Here is a 19052-nt window from a genome sequence, read left to right on the forward strand (position 1 = left end):
CTTCTTCGAAGGGACTAGCGATGTATCACCTCACCGCCCTCGTCACGCTGCTGGCGATCCTGTTCTACTTCTTCGTCACCATCAACGTGTCGCGCTCGCGCACCAAGACCGGCGTCAAGGTGCCGGCAATGTCGGGCCATCCGGATTTTGAGCGCGCGTTCCGCATCCAGATGAACACGCTGGAATGGATGCCGATCTTCCTGCCGTCGCTCTGGCTGTTTGCGGTTTACATCAGTGATGCCGGCGCAGCGGCGATCGGTGCGATCTGGATCGCCGGCCGCATCGTTTACTTCATCGGCTACTCGAAGGCCGCTGCAAAACGCGGCCCGGGATTCTTTATTCAGGGCATCGCGGCCATTGCATTGTGGGCGGGGTCGCTGGGAGCGTTGGTGCTGCGGCTGGTGTGAGGGGCGGGCAACCGCCACACACTCAGTGTCGTCCCGGCGAAGGCCGGGACCCATAACCACGGGATGTGGTTTGACGAAGACTCGGAGTTACCAGTTCGGGCCCACACCTTCTCCCTGGGGTTATGGGTCCCGGCTTTCGCCGGGACGACATGGGAGTTATTGGCGCGGTCCTGACCTTCACTTCGTCAGCGGGCAGCCGCTCTCCTTGGCGGTGAAGAACGCCTTCTCGCCGGGAACGACCGCGAGCTGCTTGTAATAGTCCCACGGCTTCTTCGATTCCGAGGGCTTCTTCACTTCGAACAGATACATGTCGTGGACCATGCGGCCGTTCTCGAGCACCTTGCCGCCTTGGGCGAAGTCGTCGTCGACCGGCAGCTCCTTCAGCTTCTTGGCGACCGCATCCGGATCCTTGGTGCCGGCTGCTTTGACCGCCTTGAGATAGCTCAGCGTCGCCGAATAGGTGCCGGCCTGGATCATGTTCGGCATCCGGCCGGTGCGCTTGAGGAAGCGTTCACCGAGATGGCGCGTGCGGTCGTTGATATCCCAGTAATAGCCCTCGGTCAGCACCAGGCCTTGCGCGGCCTGGAGTCCGAGGCCGTTCACTTCGGCGAGTGTCATCAAGAGGCCCGCGAGCTTCTGGCCACCGGAGACGATGCCGAACTCGGAGGCCTGCTTGATCGAGTTGGTGGTGTCGAGGCCGGCATTGGCGAGGCCGACGATCTTCGCCTTCGAGCTCTGCGCCTGGAGCAGGAAGGAGGAGAAGTCCGATGAGTTGAGCGGCACGCGCACCGAACCGAGCACCTTGCCGCCATTGGCCGTGACGATCTCGCTGGTGTCCTTTTCCAGCGCGTAGCCGAAGGCGTAGTCCGCGGTGAGGAAGAACCAGCTGTCGCCGCCGGCCTTGGTCAGCGAGCCGCCGGTGCCGACACCAAGCGCGCGGGTGTCATAGGCCCAGTGGAAACCATAGGGCTGGCAGGCATCGCCGGTGAGGCGCGAGGTCGCAGCGCCGACGACGATGTCGATTTTCTTCTTTTCCTTAGAGAGCTCGTGGATCGCGAGCGCAACCGACGACGTCGTCAGCTCCGTGATCATGTCGACGTTCTCGACATCGTACCAGCGGCGCGCGATCGAGGTCGCGAGATCCGGCTTGTTCTGGTGGTCGGCGGTGACGAGTTCCACCTTCTGGCCCAGCACCTCGCCGCCGAAATCCTCGATCGCCATCCTGGCGGCCTCGACCGACCATTTGCCGCCGTAATCGGCGTAGACGCCGGACTGGTCGTTGAGGATGCCTATCTTGACGCCTTGCGCAGAGGCCGGCGCGGCCAGCAGCAGGGTGGAGGTTGCGACAGCGGCCAAAAGTGCTGATTTCATTCGTTAGCTCCCAGCAGTTTTCTGTTTTGAAATCGCGCGGATACTAGTGAAGAACCCCGCGCCTGCCCATCCATTACATGTTGGTCGTTAGTATGAAGGGCGTGCACCAAAGAAGCGGTGTCGTCCCGGCGAAGGCCGGGACCCATACGCCCAAAAAGTGGTTGCGAGGCGAAGCTCGTAACCACGAGTGTTCGCAAAACTCCGCCCTGTGGCTATGGGTCCCGGCCCCCGTGCGCAATTGCGCACTAGGCCGGGACGACACTGTGGGTGTTGATGCGCTGGCGGCTGCACTGACTACGATCAGGCCACCACCCTCGGCTTCCCCTCGTTCTTCCCCTCGGCCAGGTTCCTCACCACCACGTAGAAGATCGGCGTGAACAACAGTCCGAACAGGGTGACGCCGATCATGCCGAAGAACACGGCGACGCCGACGGCTTGCCGCATCTCCGAGCCCGAGCCGGACGATATCACCAGCGGCAGCACGCCGAGGATGAAGGCGAAGGACGTCATCAGGATCGGCCGCAGGCGCAGGCGACAGGCGTCGATCACGGCCTCCAGCCGCGGTTTGCCTTCTTTCTCGATGTCGCGCGCGAACTCGACGATCAGGATCGCGTTCTTCGCCGCCAATCCCACCAGCACGACGAAGCCGATCTGGGTGAGGATATTGACGTCCTGCCCCATGATGCGCACGCCGATGGTCGCGGCCAACAGGCACATCGGCACGATCAGGATCACCGCGAACGGCAAGGTCCAGCTGCCATATTGCGCGGCGAGCACGAGATAGACGAACAGCACGCAGATCGGGAATACGTAGAGACCCGCATTGCCGCCAGTGATCTGCTGGTAGGACAGGTCCGTCCATTCGAAAGTGAAGCCGCTCGGCAGGGTGTCGTCCGCGAGCTTCTTGATGGTGTTGAGCGCGGTGGTCGAGCTGGTGCCCGGCGCCGGCTCGCCCTGCAACTCGGAGGCCGCATAGAGATTGTAGCGCGCGACACGGTCGGGGCCCGAGACGTCCTTGAACTCGACCACGCTGCCGAGCATCACCATGTCGCCGGAAGCGTTGCGCGTGCGCAGACGCGAGAGATCGCTGGGCTCCTTGCGGAACGGGAAATCCGCCTGCGCGGTGACGTGGTAGGTCCGGCCGAACAGGTTGAAGTCGTTGACATAGGTCGATCCGAAATAGGTCTGGATCGTGTCGTTGATGTTGGCGATGGGAACGCCGAGCTTCTGCGCCTTGGTGCGGTCGATGTCGACGAACAGCTGCGGCGTGTTGGCTGAGAACGGGGAGAACACTGAGGGAGCGAGCAGCGAGGGCGATTTGCGCGATGCTGCGACGAGCTCGTCGGTAGCCGCGGCGAGCATCTCAGGCCCACGGCCCTGGCGGTCCTGAATGCGGATGGTGAAGCCGCCGCCGGTGCCGATGCCGGGTACGGCCGGCGGCGGAATCACGATGATGAAAGCCCCCTGAATCGCGGCCAGGCGCTTGCGCAGCTCGACCGTGATGGCGTTCGCGGACAATCCCCTCTTCATCCGCGCCTCGGGCTCGTCGAACACCGGAAATAGCGCCGCCGCGTTGCCGGCCTGCGTGCGCGTGGCGCCGGAGAAGCCGGCGAAGGCGGCGACGCGGATGATACCGGGCGTATCCAGCGAGATCCGCTCGATCTCGCGCACGACCTCGGTGGTGCGCGCCAGCGAGGCCGCGCCCGGCAATTGCACGGAGATGATGACGTAACCGCGATCCTGCGCCGGAATGAAGCCCTGCGGCGTGGTGGCGATCAGCCAGCCGGCGCTGCCGATCAGCACGACGTAGATCAGGATCATCACCGCCGAATGCCGGATCACGAAATTGGCAAGGCCGGCATAGCCGTGCGCGAGACGGTCGAACACGCGGTTAAACACGCCCGTGAAAGCGTTCCAGCCGCGTGCGACAAGATTCCAGCGCGCCGGCGGCCGTTTCTCCTCGTGGGGGACGAGGAGAAGCGAGGCCAGCGCCGGCGACAGCGTCAACGAGCAGAAGCAGGAAATCGCGGTCGCGACCGCAATGGTGACGGCGAATTGCTGAAAGAACTGCCCCGAGATACCGCCCAGAAACGCAGTCGGGACGAACACCGCGCACAGCACCAGCGCGATCGATACCAGTGCGCCGCCGACCTCCTCCATGGTCTTCAGCGCGGCGTCGCGCCGGCTCATGCCGTGCTCGAGATGCCGCTCGACATTCTCGACCACGACGATGGCGTCGTCGACCACGATACCGACGGCAAGCACGAGCCCAAACAGCGTCAGATTGTTGATTGAGAACCCTAGCGCCGCCATCACAGCGAAGGTGCCGACCAGCGAAACCGGAATCGCGATGATCGGAATGATCGCGGGCCGCCACCCTTGCAGGAACACCAGAACCACGATGACCACGAGCAGCATGGCCTCGTAGATGGTCTTGATCAGCTCATGGACGGACTGCGCGATGAACTCGGTCGGGTTGTAGCCGATATTGAAGTCGAGGCCTTTCGGAAAGGTCTCCTTCAGCTTCGTCATCGTGTCCGAAATGTTCTTCGCGGTCGCGAGCGCGTTCGATCCCGGCCGCTGCGTCACCAGCATCGCGACCGCCGATTTGCGCAGCAGGAAGCTGTTGGTGGAGTACGCGAGAGCACCGAGCTCGATACGGGCGACGTCGCGCAGCCGCACCGTGCGGCCGTCGGAGCCGGCCTTGATCAGGATGTCCTCGAACTGCTTCTGGTCTTTCAAACGCCCGGTGAAGGTGAGGTTCGGCTGGAAGGCGCGGTCGGCGATCGGCGGCTCGGCGATCTGGCCGCCCGCGATCTGCACGTTTTGCGCGCGGATCGCGGCGAGCACTTCGGCCGAAGTCAGGCCGAGATTGGCGATTCTATCCGGATCGAGCCACAGCCGCATCGAATAATCGCGTGCACCAAAGATCTGGATGTCGCCAACGCCGTCGATGCGCAGTAGCTGGTCGCGAACCTGGAGCAGCGCGTAATTGGAGATGTAGAGCTGGTCGAAGGTGTCGTCGGGCGACAGCATGAACACGACCATCAGGATGTCGGGCGAGTTCTTGCGCGTGGTGACGCCGTTGCGCTGAACCTCTTCAGGCAGACGCGGCTGCGCGATCGCGACGCGATTCTGCACCAGCACCTGGGCCTTGTCGAGATCGGTGCCGAGCTTGAAAGTGACGGTGATGGTAAGCTGACCGTTCGATGTCGCCTGGCTGTAGAGATACAGCATGTCCTCGACGCCGTTGATCTCCTGCTCGATGGGAGCCGCAACCGTGTCGGAGACGGTCTGCGCGGAAGCGCCGGGATATTGCGTGGTGACGACGACGGTCGGCGGCACCACTTGCGGATATTCGGAGACCGGCAGCGTGGTATAGGCCAGCGCGCCGACGATCAGCAGCACGATCGACAGCACCATGGCGAGGATGGGCTGGTTGATGGAGAGGCGGCCGAGATTCATGACTTGTCACCGGGCTTGCCGCCAGCCGGCGCTGGTGCAGTCTGCGGCGCGACCTTGGCGCCGACACGGGCGCGCTGGATGCCGTTGACGATGACACGATCTTCCGCCTTCAGTCCCTCGCGGATCACGCGCAGGCCGTCGTCGAGCGGCCCCAGCGTCACGGGACGTGCCTCGACGGTGTCATCAGGCTTCACCACGAACACAATCTTGCGGGACTGGTCGGTCGCAACCGCGACGTCCGGAATCAGCAGCGCCTCATAGGGCGCGCTTCCGATCAGGCGGACGCGACCGAACTGACCCGGCAGGATCGACAGATCAGTGTTCTTGATCACGGCGCGGCTGCGCAGCGTGCCGGTGGAGACGTCGAGGCGGTTGTCGAGGAAATTGATACTGCCTTCACGGGATGGTTTCGTCTCGCCGGCGAGCGTCACCTGCACCGGGTTCGCCGTATCGCGCGAACTCGGGCGGCGGCCTTCGAACCACAGCTTGCTGTATTTGATGAAGGTCGCCTCATCCATGTCGAAATAGATATAGATCGGGTCAAGCGTCACGATCGAGGTGAGCAGCGTCGACGTTCCGGTATCGCTGCCCTGCACGAGATTGCCAGGGCTGACAAGGTGGCGGCTGACGCGGCCGGTCAGCGGCGCCGTCACATGCGTGAATTCGATATTGAGCTTGGCGACTTTGAGCGCACCCTCGGCCTGCGTTTCGGCAGCGTGCGCGGCCTGCAAGGCCTGACGGCGCTGATCGACCACCTGCTCGGAGACGGCGCTGGTCTGCACCAGGCTCAAACCGCGATCGAGCTCCCGCTTTGCAAGCTCCACCTTGGCACGCGCATCGGAAAGCTGCCCCTCCGCCTGCGTGGCCACCGCCTCGAACGGACGTGGGTCGATGACATAGAGCAGATCGCCCTGACGCACGATGGCGCCATCCTGGAATTCGACAGAGTTGACGAACCCGCCGACGCGCGGGCGGACCTGCACCTCCTCCATCGCCTCGAAGCGACCGGTGAACTCGTCCCAATCGGTGACGGTGCGCTTGACCGGCTGGGCTACCGTCACCGGCGCCGGCGGCGGCGCGGCCGCTTGCGGGATCGGCTGGCCACAGCCCGCAAGACCGAATGCCGCGGCGAGTAGCCCGGCGATCACGCGAGGTCGAGGCGAAACGAAATCGTGCCTTTTGACAAACTGCTCGCTTCCGTCCGGTCCAGTCATCCCAGGTCCTCGCATAAAAACCGCGGAAATAGCAGGGTACGCCTGTACCCGCGGGCGCCACAAGATGGGTTTCAATGATGAACTCTTCAAGACCACCGCACGCGCAATGCTCGGAAGAATGCCCTGGCCGGATGACGGGTTGACAGGGCTTGTTCGCCTCTCTCCTACGGAGAGTGCTATCGCATGTGACGAAAAAACTTGGGGCATTGACGCTTCCACAGCGTCATGGCCGGGCTCGTCCCGGCCATCCACGCCTTGCCCCGTGGCACAAAGAACGTGGATGCCCGGGACAAGCCCGGGCATGACGACCTCTCGGCCAGCGTCTTCGCGCATGACGAATGCCGCCAGCGCGGCTAGACTACCCGCCAGAAAAACAAGACGAATTGTCCGGGGAGGACAGGCGTGCACCAGGGACGTGTCGTTTACGGCGCGATCGAGGAGGTCGTGTTCGGCCACCCCGCGGCCGAAGCCGTGGTCGCCCAGATGGACCGGCTGGGGACGCGCCGCGCCTTCCTGATGGTCTCGGGCACGCTCAACCGGCAGACCGACGAAATCGCGAAGATCAAACAAGCCCTGGGCACACGCTGCGCGGGCGTCTTCGACGCGATGCCGGCCCACACACCGCGCGAGGCGGTGATCGCCGCCACCAATGCGGCGCGCGAAGCGGGCGCCGACCTGATCGTCACCGTGGGCGGCGGCTCGATCACCGACGGAGCCAAGGCGGTGCAGCTCTGCCTTGCCAACGGCATCGACGATGTCGACGGCATCGAACGTATCCGCGTGCACAAGGGCGTCGCGCCCGAGATGACGGCGCCGACCGTGCGTCAGATCAGCGTCCCGACCACGATCGCCGGCGGCGAGTTCAGCTCGGTCGCAGGCGTCACCGACCGCACCGCTCGTGTGAAACAGATGCTGCGGCATCCGCTCAGCGTTCCGCGCGCGACTATCCTCGATCCCGCCATCACCGTGCACACGCCGGAATGGCTGTTCCTCTCGACCGGCATCCGCGCCATCGATCATTGCGTCGAGGCGATCTGCTCGCGCGAGACGCATCCCTATGCCGACGCGCAGTCGGTCAAGGGCCTCGCGATGCTCGCCGACGCGCTGCCGCGGGTGAAGGCAGACCCTGCTGACCTCGACGCGCGCATGGATGCGCAGATCGGCACCTGGCTGTCGATGGGAGCGCTTGCCGCCGGCGTGCCGATGGGGGCAAGCCACGGCATCGGTTACGTGCTGGGCGCAGCCTTCAACGTGCCGCATGGCTACACTTCCTGCATCATGCTGCCGGCTGTGATGCGCTGGAATGCGCCCGACAATGCCGAGCGCCAGATGATCGTCGCGGCCGCGATGGGCTTTCCCGGCCACAAGGCGGCCGATGTGCTCGACGCCTTCATCCGCTCGCTCGGCATGCCGCGCAGCCTCGCCGATGTGCAGGTCTCGCCGGAGCATTTCGACGCCATCGCGGAAGCCGCGATGCGCACGAACTGGATCCCACGCAACCCGCGCAAGATCGACGGTCCCGCGCAGTTGCGCGAAATCCTGCTTCTTGCCGCATGATCTAAAGCCGGAGGACCGATGTATCCAGGTCAGCATGCCCGCCTGCGCCCGCTCCAGCCTGCCTTCATCATGGCGGCGACTGGCGAGGCCGTCAGCTATCGTGAGCTCGATGTGCGCAGCAACCGGCTGGCGCATCTGTTCCGCAAGCACGGCCTGAAGCGGCTCGACCACTACTCGATCTTCATGGAGAACAATTCCCGCTACCTCGAAGCCTGCGGCGCGGGCGAGCGCTCCGGCCTCTACTACACCTGCATCAACTCGTTCCTGACGCCGGGCGAGCTCGCTTATCTCCTGGTCAACAGCCAGTCGAAAATTCTGATCACGTCGGTTGCGAAGCTCGAGATCGCCCGCGAGGCAATCAAGGTCTGCCCCGATATCAGGCTGTGCATCGTCGCCGACGGCCCCGGCGAGAGTGAGCGCATCGTCGGTCTCACTGAGGTGACGGCCGACCTGCCGAAGACGCCGATTCCCGATGAATGGCTCGGTACCGCGATGCTGTATTCATCGGGCACGACGGGACGGCCCAAGGGCATCATTCGCCCGCTTCCGGAGGAGCCGCCAAAGCACAATCTGCCGTTGTTCGATTTCCTGACAAAGCTTTGGCAATACCGCGAGGGCATGATCTACCTCTCCCCGGCGCCGCTCTATCATTCGGCGCCGCAGGCCGCGGTCAACCTGACGATCCGGATGGGCGGCACCGCGATCATCATGGAAAATTTCGATCCCGAGCGGTACCTCCAGCTCGTCGAGCAATGGGGTATAACCCACACCCAGCTGGTGCCGACGATGTTCTCACGCATGCTCAAGCTGCGGGAGCAGGTGCGACAGCGCTACGACCTCTCCTCGCTCGAGATCGCGATCCATGCCGCCGCGCCCTGCCCGGCCCTGGTCAAGGACGACATGATCAAATGGTGGGGACCGATCATCCACGAATATTACGGCGCGACCGAAGGCCTTGGCTTCACCGCCTGCGACAGCGCTGAATGGCTCGCCCATCGCGGCACCGTCGGCAAGGTGCTGCTCGGCGACCTCCACATTCTCGACGAGAATATGAAGCCATGCCCGACCGGCACGCCGGGTCAGGTCTGGTTCAGGACGGCCACGCCATTCGAATATTTCAACGATCCGGAGAAGACCAAGGAAGCGCGTTCGGCCGACGGCAGCATGAGCTCGGTCGGCGACGTCGGCTATGTCGACGAGGATCGCTTCCTTTATCTAACGGACCGCGCGACCTTCATGATCATCTCCGGCGGCGTGAACATCTATCCGCAGGAGTGCGAGAATCTGCTGATCACCCATCCGAAGGTCGCGGACGCCGCGGTGTTCGGCGTGCCCAATCCCGATCTCGGCGAAGAGATGAAGGCGGTGGTGCAGCCGATGCCGGGCGTCGTGCCGGACGAGGCGCTCGCCGAAGAGCTGATCGCGTTCTGCGGAGCATCGCTCTCGCGGCAAAAGGTGCCGCGCTCGGTCGATTTCGAAAAGGAGTTGCCGCGGCTGCCGACGGGGAAGCTGTACAAGCGGCTCCTTCGGGACCGGTATTGGGGGAACAAGGCGTCCAGGATTGTGTGAAAACCGCTGTCGTCCTGGCGAATGCCAGGACCCATACCGCGTGATCTCACGATCGTCGTAGGTAGAAATAAACACCTCCCTGGGGTAATGGGTCCTGGCGTTCGCCAGGACGACGCCGGAGGGACGTCTCGCAATTTGTGAGAGAGCCGCCCCTGCGGCCTTGCGTCATCCGAATTGCCGAGAGAGTAGCAGACCTTGCCGGTTGCCTCACCGCGCTCGCATCGCTATCGTCTGCTCAAACAGGCCGCAAAAGGCTGATGTCCAGGGAGGACGAGGATGCGGAGCGTACGGGCGCTCGCCGCGACGGCGGCGCTATCTTTGCTGGCGTTTTCGACCATTGCACTCGCCGGCGAGCCCAAGCAGGGCGGCATTTTGCGGATGTATCACCGCGACAGTCCCGGCAATGCCTCGATCCACGAAGGTGCGACCTACTCCCTCAACGTTCCCTTCATGCCGGTGTTCAACAACCTCGTCATCTACAAGCAGGACGTGGCGCAGAACAGCATGGACACCATCGTGCCCGAGCTCGCAGAGAGCTGGGCTTGGGTCAACGACAACAAGACGCTGACCTTCAAGCTGCGCCAGGGCGTGAAGTGGCACGACGGCAAGCCGTTCACCTCGGCTGACGTCAAATGCACCTTCGAGATGCTGATGGGCAAGTCGCAGCAGAAGTTCCGGCAGAACCCGCGCAAGAGCTGGTACGAACAGGTCAACGACGTCTCCACCAACGGCGATCTCGAGGTCTCCTTCAACCTGAAGCGGCCGCAGCCTTCGCTGCTGGCGCTGCTCGCCTCCGGCTACACGCCGGTCTATCCCTGCCACGTCTCGCCCGGCGACATGCGCACGCACCCGATCGGGACCGGGCCGTTCAAGTTCGTCGAGTTCAAGGCCAATGAATCGATCAAGCTGACCCGCAATCCCGACTATTGGCGCAAGAGCCGGCCCTATCTCGACGGCATCGAGTTCACCATCATCCCGAACCGCTCGACCGCCATTCTCGCCTTCGTCGCCGGCAAGTTCGATATGGCCTTCCCGACCGAAGTGAGCATCCCGCTTCTCAAGGACGTCAAATCGCAGGCGCCGAACGCGGTCTGCGTGGTCGAACCCAACAATGTCGCCACCAACATCATCGTCAATTCGTCCGCGCCACCGTTCGACAATATCGACATCCGCCGCGCCATGGCGCTGTCGCTCGACCGCAAGGCCTTCATCTCGATCATGTTCGAGGGTCAGGGCGACGTCGGCGGCACCCTGCTGCCGCCGCCGAACGGGCTGTGGGGCATGCCGAAGGAGATGCTCGAGACCATTCCGGGCTACGGCCCCGACATCAACGCCAACCGCGAGGAAGCAAAAAAGCTGATGCAGAAGGCCGGCTATGGGCCGGACAAGCACCTCGCCGTCAAGGTCTCGACCCGCAACATCCCGGTCTATCGCGATCCCGCCGTGATCCTGATTGACCAGCTCAAGAGCATCTATATCGACGGCGAGCTCGACGTGGTCGAGACCGCAAATTGGTTCCCGAAGGTTGCGCGCAAGGACTACATGCTCGGGCTCAATTTGACCGGCAATGCCGTCGACGATCCCGACCAATCCTTCTACGAGAACTATTCCTGCGGCTCCGAGCGCAACTACACCAATTACTGCAACAAGGAGATCGAGAAGCTGTTCGACGTGCAGTCCCAGGAGACCGACCTCAACAAGCGCAAGAAGCTGGTGTGGGACATCGACAAGAAGTTGCAGGAGGACGTCGCCCGCCCGATCATCTTCCACGCACGTACCGGCAGCTGCTGGCAACCTTACGTCAAGGGCGTGACGGTGATGTCCAACAGTTCCTATAACGGCTATCGGTACGAGGATGTCTGGATGGACAAGTAGCGCAGGCGGCTGACGGGTTCGACGGGAGGCGATGCATGTTTGCCTATCTGGTGCGGCGCCTGTTCCTGATGTTCGTGACCCTGTTCGGGATCTCGATCGTCATCTTCTTCCTGCTGCGCATCGTCCCCGGTAACATCGTCGACATCCTGTTTGCCGCGGCCGGCTATGTCGACCCCGCCGACAAGGCCAATCTGGAGAAGGAGCTCGGCATCGACCAGCCGCTGGTGGTGCAATATTGGCACTGGATCAGCGGCTTCCTGCGCGGTGATTTCGGCTACTCCTACGTTTCCGAGAAGCCGGCGCTTCAGGAGATCCTGCCACGGATTCCGATCACCGCACGGCTCGCCGGCCTGGCGCTGCTGTTCTCGGCGTCGATCGGCATTCCCTTGGGCGTCATCAGCGCGGTGAAGCAGGGAACGAGGCTCGACTACGCGTTGCGTGTGGTGAGCCTGAGCGGATTGTCGCTGCCTTCGTTCTGGCTCGGCCTGCTCATCCTCACCGCCTCGGTGGCGATGTTCAACCAGATGCCGATCTTCAATCCCAATCCGGCGACCTGGCTGGAAGCGTTTGCGACCTATGCCGTGCCCGCCGCCGCCGTCGGCTTCCGCAGCGCGGCACTGACCATGCGCATCACGCGATCCTCGATGCTGGAGGTGCTGCGGCAGGACTATATCCGCACCGCACGTGCCAAGGGCGCATCGGACGCCGCCGTGAACTATCAGCACGCGCTCAAGAACGCGATTTTGCCCGTCATCACCGTGATCGGAATCGAGGCGGCGTTCCTAATCGGCGGCCTTATCGTGACGGAGACCGTGTTCAACATCCCCGGCGTCGCGCGCTTCCTGGTCGAGGCGATTCGCTGGCGCGATTATCCGATCGTGCAGAACCTGGTGATGCTGATTGCCATCGTCGTGGTGAGCGCGAATTTCATCGTCGACATGCTGTACGCCGTGTTCGACCCGCGCATCAGGTACACGGATTAGGAGAGGCGCTTGGCTGCGATCGACTACGACGTTGAACTGAGGCGCGCCGGGGCGCACGCGACCGTCGGCTGGCGGCGCGTGCTGTTTTTGGCGCAGCGGCATGTGCTGGGTGCGGCCGGGCTCGTCATCATGACCCTGTTCGTGTTCACCGCGATCTTCGCCGACTTCATCGCGCGCTACGATCCGCTGACGATCGACGCCGCCCGGGCACTGGCGCGCCCAAGCCTGGCACACTGGATGGGCACGGATTCTTTCGGCCGCGATGTCTTCAGCCGCATCATTCATGGCGCGCGGATCTCGCTCGCGGTCGGCATCGGCTCGACGGCGCTCGGCGGCAGCATCGGCGTGATCGTCGGCCTCACCTCCGGCTATCTCTCCGGCTGGGTCGATCTCGTGTTCCAGCGCGTCTCCGACGTCCTCCAGGCGCTGCCGCTGCTGGTGCTGGCCCTGATCATGACCGCAGCGCTTGGACCGTCCTTGCCGAACGTCATCATCGCGATCGCCATTCCGCTGATCCCGACCGTCTCGCGCGTCATCCGCGCCAACACGCTGGCGCTGCGCGAGCTGCCGTTCATCGAGGCGGCCAAGTCGATCGGCATGAGCGAGGTGCGCATCGCACTGCGTCACGTGCTGCCGAACACACTAGCACCGCTGATCGTGCTTGCGACGGCCCAGCTCGGCTCGACCATCCTCACTGAGGCCTCGCTTTCCTTCCTCGGCCTCGGCATTCCCGAGCCGTACCCGTCGTGGGGCCGCATGCTCTCTGAATCGGCCGCCGAATATGTCCGCACGGCGCCCTGGCTGGTGATCTTCCCCGGCATCGCCATCAGCCTCGCGGTGTTCGGCGCCAATCTGTTCGGCGACGCCTTGCGCGACATCCTCGATCCCCGGCAGCGCGGCTGATGGCTGACAAATCCGATCTCGTGCTCGAAGTGAAGAACCTGAAGACGGTGTTCTTCACCAACTCCGGTCTGTTCAAGGCCGTTGACGATGTTTCCTTCACGGTGAAGCGCGGCGAGACGCTGGCGATCGTCGGGGAATCCGGCTGTGGCAAGAGCGTCACCGCACTATCGCTGATGCGGCTGGTGCCGGATCCGCCCGGCCGCATCGTCGGCGGCTCCGTCACGCTCGAAGGAACCGATCTTCTGACGCTGGACGAAGCAGAGATGCGCGCCGTCAGGGGCAACCGCATCTCGATGATCTTCCAGGAGCCGATGACCTCGCTCAATCCGGTGATGCGGATCGGCGACCAGATCGTCGAGGCCGTGCGGCTTCACCGGAACATGTCAAGCAAGGAGGCCCGGGACATCGCGATCGAGATGCTGCGCCTGGTGCGCATTCCCGAACCGGCCCGGCGCGCGCGAGAATATCCGCATCAACTGTCCGGCGGGATGCGCCAGCGCGCCATGATTGCCATGGCGCTGGCGTGCCGGCCGGCGCTGCTGATCGCGGACGAGCCCACGACCGCGCTCGACGTCACCATCCAGGCGCAGATCCTGGCGCTGATCCTGGACCTGCAGAAAGAGCTCGGCACCGGGCTCGTGCTGATCACGCATGATCTCGGCGTCGTCGCGCAGACCGCGCAGCGCGTCATCGTGATGTATGCGGGACGAAAGGTCGAGGAAGCCAGCGTCGAGGCACTGTTCGCCGCGCCAAAGCATCCCTACACGCGCGGGCTGATGGCCTCGATCCCGGCGGTGCCGGCGCCGGGCGTCGCCGCCCAGGCGCGGCTGAACGAAATTCCGGGTACGGTGCCGTCGCTGGTGCGACTGCCGAAGGGTTGCGCGTTCGCGCCGCGCTGCAAGCTCGCGATCAAACGCTGTGAGGCCGAATATCCGCCACTCATCGATTGGGGCGGTGGCCATCTCGCTGCATGCTGGCGCGCGGCCGAGATTGCGGAGGTGGCATGACCGAGGCGCTGCTCGAAGTCACCGATCTCAGGAAGCACTATCCGGTGCGCGCCGGTGTGTTGCGCCGACAAATCGGCACAGTGCATGCGGTCGACGGCGTCTCGTTCTCGGTGGGTGTCGGCGAAACGCTGGGCCTTGTCGGCGAATCCGGCTGCGGCAAGTCGACGGTGGCGCGGAGCGTGCTGCGGCTGGTCGAGCCGACCTCGGGCCAGATCCGCCTCGAAGGCGAGGACATCACCCACCTCTCCAAGTCCGCGCTGCGGCCGCACCGCCGTTCGATGCAGATCGTGTTCCAGGATCCTTTCGCCTCGCTCAACCCGCGCATGACCGCGGGCGACATCGTCGGCGAGCCGCTGTTCGTGCACGGGCTCGCGACCGGCAAAGTGCTGGAGGCGCGTACCGCAAACCTGTTCGAACAAGTCGGCTTGCGGCCCGACCAGATGCGCAACTTCCCGCACCAGTTCTCCGGCGGCCAGCGCCAGCGCATCTGCATCGCCCGCGCGCTGGCGCTCGGGCCTCGGCTGATCGTCTGCGACGAGCCGGTCTCCGCGCTCGACGTCTCGATCCAGGCGCAGGTGATCAACCTCCTGATCGACCTGCAACGCGAGCACGGCTTCTCCTATCTCTTCATCGCACATGATCTCGCGGTGGTCGCCCATATCAGTCACCGCGTCGCCGTGATGTATCTCGGCCGCATCGTCGAGATCGCCGACAAGGACGAGCTGTTTGCAAATCCGCGCCATCCCTACACGCAGGCGCTGCTCGCCTCAGTGCCGGTCGCCAACCCGCTCGCCAAAAAGCTCGTGCCGCTGGTGGACGGCGACGTGCCAAGCCCGGTCAATCCGCCGCCGGGATGCGCGTTTCACACCCGCTGCCGGTTTGCGATGGAGCGATGCAGGACGGAACGGCCGGCGCTGGTGGATGCGGGCGACGGGCACCAGGTGGCGTGCTTGCTCAATGAGGGGACGGGGCGACCAAATGCGATGCCGTAGGGTGGGTTAGCGAAGCGTAACCCACCTCTGTTCACCTCCGCGGAAAAAGACGATGGTGGGTTACGCTTCGCTAACCCACCCTACGATTACGAGTCTGTAGCCCCGATTTCGGCGACAATCTTCCCCGTCGTGACCTGCTCGCCCTCGGCGACGTCGATCGCGGCGACCACGCCGTCGATGCCGGCCTTGTGGACGTGCTCCATCTTCATCGCTTCCAGCGTCATCACCGGCTGATCGGCGGTGACGCGGTCGCCCGGCTTGACCAGGACCGCAACGACGCGACCGTTCATGGCGGCGCGAACCTTGCCATCGCCGCCGTTGCTTGCGGCGGCCTTCGGCGCGGCGAGCGTGAGATCGGTCGCCGCGAGCGGTATGCCGCGGTGCTGGAGGTAGAGCCGGTCGCCATCGCGCAGGAATTTGGCGCTGTCCATCACGCCGTCATGGCGGAAGCGGATTGCGTCGAAATCGAGCTGATCGATCTCGAACTTGTCCTGCCGGCCGTCGCTGGCAACGGTGTAGCTGCCATCGCGCTCCCGCGTGACTTCGAGCTCAAGCGCGTGGCCTGCGATCTCGATTTTCGCCGGCAGCGGGAACGTTGCCGTGAGGCTCCGTCCGCGGCGCCACGACGGTGCCTGCGGGTTCGTGACGTAGAGCAGCAGGCCGGCCAAAGCCATATCGAATGCCGCGTCCGCGCGCGGCGCCAGCAACTCGTCGCGATGCGCACCAATGAACGCCGTGGTCGCCTCGCCTTTGGCGAAGCCGGGATGACGCAAGCACGACATTAGGAAGGCATGATTGGTGGTCACACCGAATCCGGTCAGTTGCTCCAGGCCGACGATCAGTCGCCCCCTCGCCTCTTCGCGGGTCGCGCCATGGGCGATCACCTTGGCGATCATGGAATCGTAGAACGGCGGAATCTCGGAGCCCGATTGCAGCGCATGCTCGACGCGGATGCCATCCGGCACCTGCCAGCGCGCCATGCGCCCGGACTGCGGCATGAAATCATGCGCGGCATCCTCGGAGCACAGCCGCACCTCGATGGCGTGGCCCGAAAACCGGATGTCCTGCTGCTCGACAGGCAACGGCTCGCCGCGCGCGACGCGCAGTTGCAGCTCGACGAGATCGAGCCCGGTGATCGCCTCGGTGACGGGATGCTCGACCTGGAGGCGTGTGTTCATCTCCATGAAGTAGAATTGGCCGCTCGCATCGAGCAGGAATTCCAGCGTGCCGGCGCCCTCGTAGCGTAGCGCCTTCACCGCGGCGACCGCGACCTCACCCATCTTCGCGCGCAGTTCCGGCGTCACGGCGGGCGACGGCGCCTCCTCGATCAGTTTCTGGTGCCGGCGCTGCACTGAGCAGTCACGCTCGCCGAGATGGATGGCGTTGCCATGGCTATCGCCGAATACCTGAATCTCGATGTGCCGGGGATTTTGGATGGCGCGTTCGAGAATCACCGTCGGATCGCCAAACGCCGCCTTCGCCTCGGACCGCGCACTACGCAGTGCATCGGGAAACGCCGCGGCATCCGTCACGAGCCGCATGCCGCGTCCACCGCCGCCGGCGACCGCCTTGATCATCACGGGGAAGCCGATCCCTCTCGCCTCCGCGAGCATGACCTCATCGCCCTGATCGGCGCCCTGATAGCCGGGCACGACGGGCACGCCGGCCTTTTTCATGATCTCCTTGGCACCGGCCTTGTTGCCCATCGACTCGATCGCCTGCGGCGAGGGGCCGATGAAGACGAGCCCGGCATCCTTGCAGGCCTGTGCAAAATCCTCGTTCTCGGCGAGGAAGCCATAGCCGGGATGAACGGCATCCGCGCCGCTGGCCTTTGCGGCCGCGACGATCGCGGCGATGTTGAGATAGGATTGCGCCGGCAGCGCTTCGCCGATGCGCACGGCCTGGTCGGCCTGTCGCACATGAAGGGCGTCGCGATCCGCATCAGAATAGACCGCGACGACGCCGAGGCCGAGCCGCCGCGCACTGCGCATCACGCGCAGCGCGATCTCGCCGCGATTAGCGATCAGGACCTTGAAGAACGACCGGTGCTGCACTGATCCGTTCCTCATGGGCGAGCCACCGAAAACTGCATGCGTTGGGGCGTACGCGCATCGCCCTCGCGGCAGATCGCGAGCACTTCCGAGAGCACCGCGCGGGTGTCGCGCGGATCGATCACGCCGTCGTCGAGCACGCGCGCGCTGGTCGAGAACACGTCCATCTGGAGGTCGAACACGCCGACGATCTGCGCCTTCATGGCATCGAGCTTTTCTTTTTCGACCGGCTTGCCGCGGCGAGCTGCGGCGGCTTCGGTGACGATCGCCATGGTCTCGGCGGCCTGCTCGCCGCCCATCACGGCGGTCTTGGCGTTGGGCCAGGAGAAGCAGAAGCGCGGATGGAACCCGCGCCCGCACATGCCGTAATTGCCGGCACCGAACGAGGCGCCGCAATAGATGGTGATCTGCGGCACCGTCGCCGACGTCACCGCCTGGATCATCTTGGAGCCGTGCTTGATCATGCCGGCTTCTTCGTAGGATTTGCCGACCATGTAGCCGGTGGTGTTGTTCAGATAGAGCAGTGGCGTGCGGGTCTGGCAGCAAGCCTGGATGAAATGCGTCGCCTTGTTGGCGCCCGCCGGATCGAGCGGACCGTTGTTGGTGATGATGCCGATGGCCCGGCCCTCGATGCGGGCATGGCCGCAGACGGTGGCCGGGCCGTAGTTCGGCGCCATCTCGGTGAAGTCGGAATCGTCGACGATGCGCGCGATGACCTGCTTCATGTCCACGGACCGCTTGTGGTCCATCGGCACGATGCCGAGCAGCTCGTCCTGGTCGTAGCACGGCGGCTTGTAGTGCGCGGCTCCCTTGTCCGGCCGCTCCCATTGCAGCGCCGCCATGATCTCGCGGGCGATGCGCAGGGCGTCGCGGTCGTCTTCGGCGAGGTAGTCGCCGAGGCCGGAAACCTGCGTGTGCATCTCGGCCCCGCCAAGTTCCTCCTCGGTCGCGATCTCGCCGGTTGCAGCCTTCAGCAGCGGCGGACCCGCGAGGAAGGCACGGGTGCGGCCGCGGACCATGACAATGTAATCCGACAGGCCGGTCTGATAGGCGCCGCCGGCCGTCGACGAGCCATGGGTCACGGTGACGACGGGCAGCCCCGCCGCCGAAAGCCGCGCGAGATTGCGAAAAATGTTGCCGCCGCGGACAAAGTCTTCGACGCGGTAGCGCAGGAGATTGGCGCCAGCGCTTTCGACCAGCTGGACGTAAGGCAGCTTGTTCTCCAGCGCGAGCTCCTGCACCCGCAGCGTCTTGTCGAGACCATAAGGCTGAAGCGCGCCGGCATCGATGCCGGAATCGTTGGCGCTGACCATGCAGCGGATGCCCGAGACGAAGCCGATGCCAGCGATGACGCCGCCGCCGGGCACGCTTTTGTCGGAATCTGATACGTCGAACATGTAGCCGGCGAGTGTGGACAGCTCGATGAAGGGCGCGCCGGGATCGAGCACCAGGGCGACCCGCTCGCGCGGCAACAGCTGCCCGCGCTTGTGGAAGCGATCCTTCGCCGCGGCCGACGCCGCACGCGTACGCTCTTCCAGCGCGCGCATGCGGTCGATCAGGCCAAGCATGCCGTTGCGGTTGGCGCGGTAGGCGGCGCTGCCGGGGGAAATGGTGCTTTCGAGAATGGACATAACTCAATCCTGCTCGTCATTGCGAGG

Annotated in this window: 13 protein-coding genes; 8 read left to right on the forward strand and 5 right to left on the reverse strand. The window is 64.4% G+C overall.

Translation table 11 applies throughout. The features are described 5' to 3' along the window. Positions 1-20 precede the first annotated feature (20 nt). Positions 21-407 (forward strand): MAPEG family protein, encoded by a 387-nt coding sequence (locus tag AC0L27_RS28640; RefSeq protein ID WP_354206005.1) that lies wholly within the window; start codon positions 21-23, stop codon positions 405-407. A gap of 177 nt (positions 408-584) precedes the next feature. Here AC0L27_RS28640 and AC0L27_RS28645 read toward each other — a convergent pair whose 3' ends face one another. The 3 genes from AC0L27_RS28645 to AC0L27_RS28655 form a co-directional block, all read right to left on the reverse strand. After that, positions 585-1778, reverse strand: coding sequence for an ABC transporter substrate-binding protein (locus AC0L27_RS28645; protein WP_354206003.1), 1194 nt, complete (start codon positions 1776-1778; stop codon positions 585-587). 300 nt (positions 1779-2078) lie between these two features. Further along, a complete protein-coding gene (locus AC0L27_RS28650) occupies positions 2079-5243 on the reverse strand; it encodes an efflux RND transporter permease subunit (RefSeq protein ID WP_354206001.1) in 3165 nt (1054 codons plus the stop codon). Continuing rightward, complete coding sequence (locus AC0L27_RS28655; protein WP_354205999.1) at positions 5240-6457, reverse strand: efflux RND transporter periplasmic adaptor subunit; 1218 nt, start codon at positions 6455-6457, stop codon at positions 5240-5242. Before AC0L27_RS28655 ends, AC0L27_RS28650 begins: the two co-directional genes overlap by 4 nt. A 402-nt stretch (positions 6458-6859) precedes the next feature. Here AC0L27_RS28655 and AC0L27_RS28660 point away from each other — a divergent pair, with 402 nt between their 5' ends. From AC0L27_RS28660 to AC0L27_RS28690, 7 genes are all read left to right on the forward strand, one after another. Then, positions 6860-8014 (forward strand): iron-containing alcohol dehydrogenase, encoded by a 1155-nt coding sequence (locus AC0L27_RS28660; protein WP_354205997.1) that lies wholly within the window; start codon positions 6860-6862, stop codon positions 8012-8014. Between the two features lie 18 nt (positions 8015-8032). After that, the gene (locus AC0L27_RS28665; protein ID WP_354205995.1) at positions 8033-9583 is read left to right on the forward strand and encodes an AMP-binding protein; all 1551 of its coding nucleotides are present in this window, start codon (positions 8033-8035) and stop codon (positions 9581-9583) included. A 276-nt stretch (positions 9584-9859) separates the two neighbouring features. Continuing rightward, positions 9860-11458 (forward strand): ABC transporter substrate-binding protein, encoded by a 1599-nt coding sequence (locus AC0L27_RS28670; protein ID WP_354205993.1) that lies wholly within the window; start codon positions 9860-9862, stop codon positions 11456-11458. Between the two features lie 35 nt (positions 11459-11493). Next, positions 11494-12441 carry an ABC transporter permease gene (locus AC0L27_RS28675; RefSeq protein ID WP_354063811.1) on the forward strand — a complete coding sequence of 316 codons (948 nt, stop codon included), beginning with the start codon at positions 11494-11496 and terminating at the stop codon, positions 12439-12441. Between the two features lie 9 nt (positions 12442-12450). Continuing rightward, positions 12451-13344: an ABC transporter permease gene (locus AC0L27_RS28680; protein WP_018455966.1), complete on the forward strand. Its 894-nt coding sequence runs from the start codon at positions 12451-12453 to the stop codon at positions 13342-13344. Further along, positions 13344-14351, forward strand: a complete 1008-nt coding sequence (locus tag AC0L27_RS28685; protein WP_354063809.1) for an ABC transporter ATP-binding protein — start codon at positions 13344-13346, stop codon at positions 14349-14351. Before AC0L27_RS28680 ends, AC0L27_RS28685 begins: the two co-directional genes overlap by 1 nt. Next, complete coding sequence (locus AC0L27_RS28690; RefSeq protein ID WP_354254619.1) at positions 14348-15343, forward strand: ABC transporter ATP-binding protein; 996 nt, start codon at positions 14348-14350, stop codon at positions 15341-15343. Before AC0L27_RS28685 ends, AC0L27_RS28690 begins: the two co-directional genes overlap by 4 nt. A gap of 86 nt (positions 15344-15429) precedes the next feature. On the opposite strand, the gene AC0L27_RS28695 is transcribed toward AC0L27_RS28690, so the two are convergent. Together AC0L27_RS28695 and AC0L27_RS28700 are read right to left on the reverse strand one after the other, a co-directional pair. Then, positions 15430-17412: an acetyl/propionyl/methylcrotonyl-CoA carboxylase subunit alpha gene (locus AC0L27_RS28695; protein ID WP_354205988.1), complete on the reverse strand. Its 1983-nt coding sequence runs from the start codon at positions 17410-17412 to the stop codon at positions 15430-15432. Next, on the reverse strand, positions 17409-19025 hold the full coding sequence (locus tag AC0L27_RS28700) for an acyl-CoA carboxylase subunit beta (protein WP_473321043.1): 1617 nt from the start codon (positions 19023-19025) through the stop codon (positions 17409-17411). Before AC0L27_RS28700 ends, AC0L27_RS28695 begins: the two co-directional genes overlap by 4 nt. Positions 19026-19052: the final 27 nt, after the last annotated feature.

This window comes from Bradyrhizobium sp. Ken51, from assembly GCF_055807435.1.

What these genes read in the sequence shown, in the direction of transcription:
- AC0L27_RS28640 (WP_354206005.1), top strand. Translation starts at nt 21, where the DNA reads ATGTATCACCTCACCGCCCTCGTCACGCTGCTGGCGATCCTGTTCTAC.
- AC0L27_RS28645 (WP_354206003.1), bottom strand. Translation starts at nt 1,778, where the DNA reads ATGAAATCAGCACTTTTGGCCGCTGTCGCAACCTCCACCCTGCTGCTG.
- AC0L27_RS28650 (WP_354206001.1), bottom strand. Translation starts at nt 5,243, where the DNA reads ATGAATCTCGGCCGCCTCTCCATCAACCAGCCCATCCTCGCCATGGTG.
- AC0L27_RS28655 (WP_354205999.1), bottom strand. Translation starts at nt 6,457, where the DNA reads ATGACTGGACCGGACGGAAGCGAGCAGTTTGTCAAAAGGCACGATTTC.
- AC0L27_RS28665 (WP_354205995.1), top strand. Translation starts at nt 8,033, where the DNA reads ATGTATCCAGGTCAGCATGCCCGCCTGCGCCCGCTCCAGCCTGCCTTC.
- AC0L27_RS28670 (WP_354205993.1), top strand. Translation starts at nt 9,860, where the DNA reads ATGCGGAGCGTACGGGCGCTCGCCGCGACGGCGGCGCTATCTTTGCTG.
- AC0L27_RS28675 (WP_354063811.1), top strand. Translation starts at nt 11,494, where the DNA reads ATGTTTGCCTATCTGGTGCGGCGCCTGTTCCTGATGTTCGTGACCCTG.
- AC0L27_RS28685 (WP_354063809.1), top strand. Translation starts at nt 13,344, where the DNA reads ATGGCTGACAAATCCGATCTCGTGCTCGAAGTGAAGAACCTGAAGACG.
- AC0L27_RS28690 (WP_354254619.1), top strand. Translation starts at nt 14,348, where the DNA reads ATGACCGAGGCGCTGCTCGAAGTCACCGATCTCAGGAAGCACTATCCG.
- AC0L27_RS28695 (WP_354205988.1), bottom strand. Translation starts at nt 17,412, where the DNA reads ATGAGGAACGGATCAGTGCAGCACCGGTCGTTCTTCAAGGTCCTGATC.
- AC0L27_RS28700 (WP_473321043.1), bottom strand. Translation starts at nt 19,025, where the DNA reads ATGTCCATTCTCGAAAGCACCATTTCCCCCGGCAGCGCCGCCTACCGC.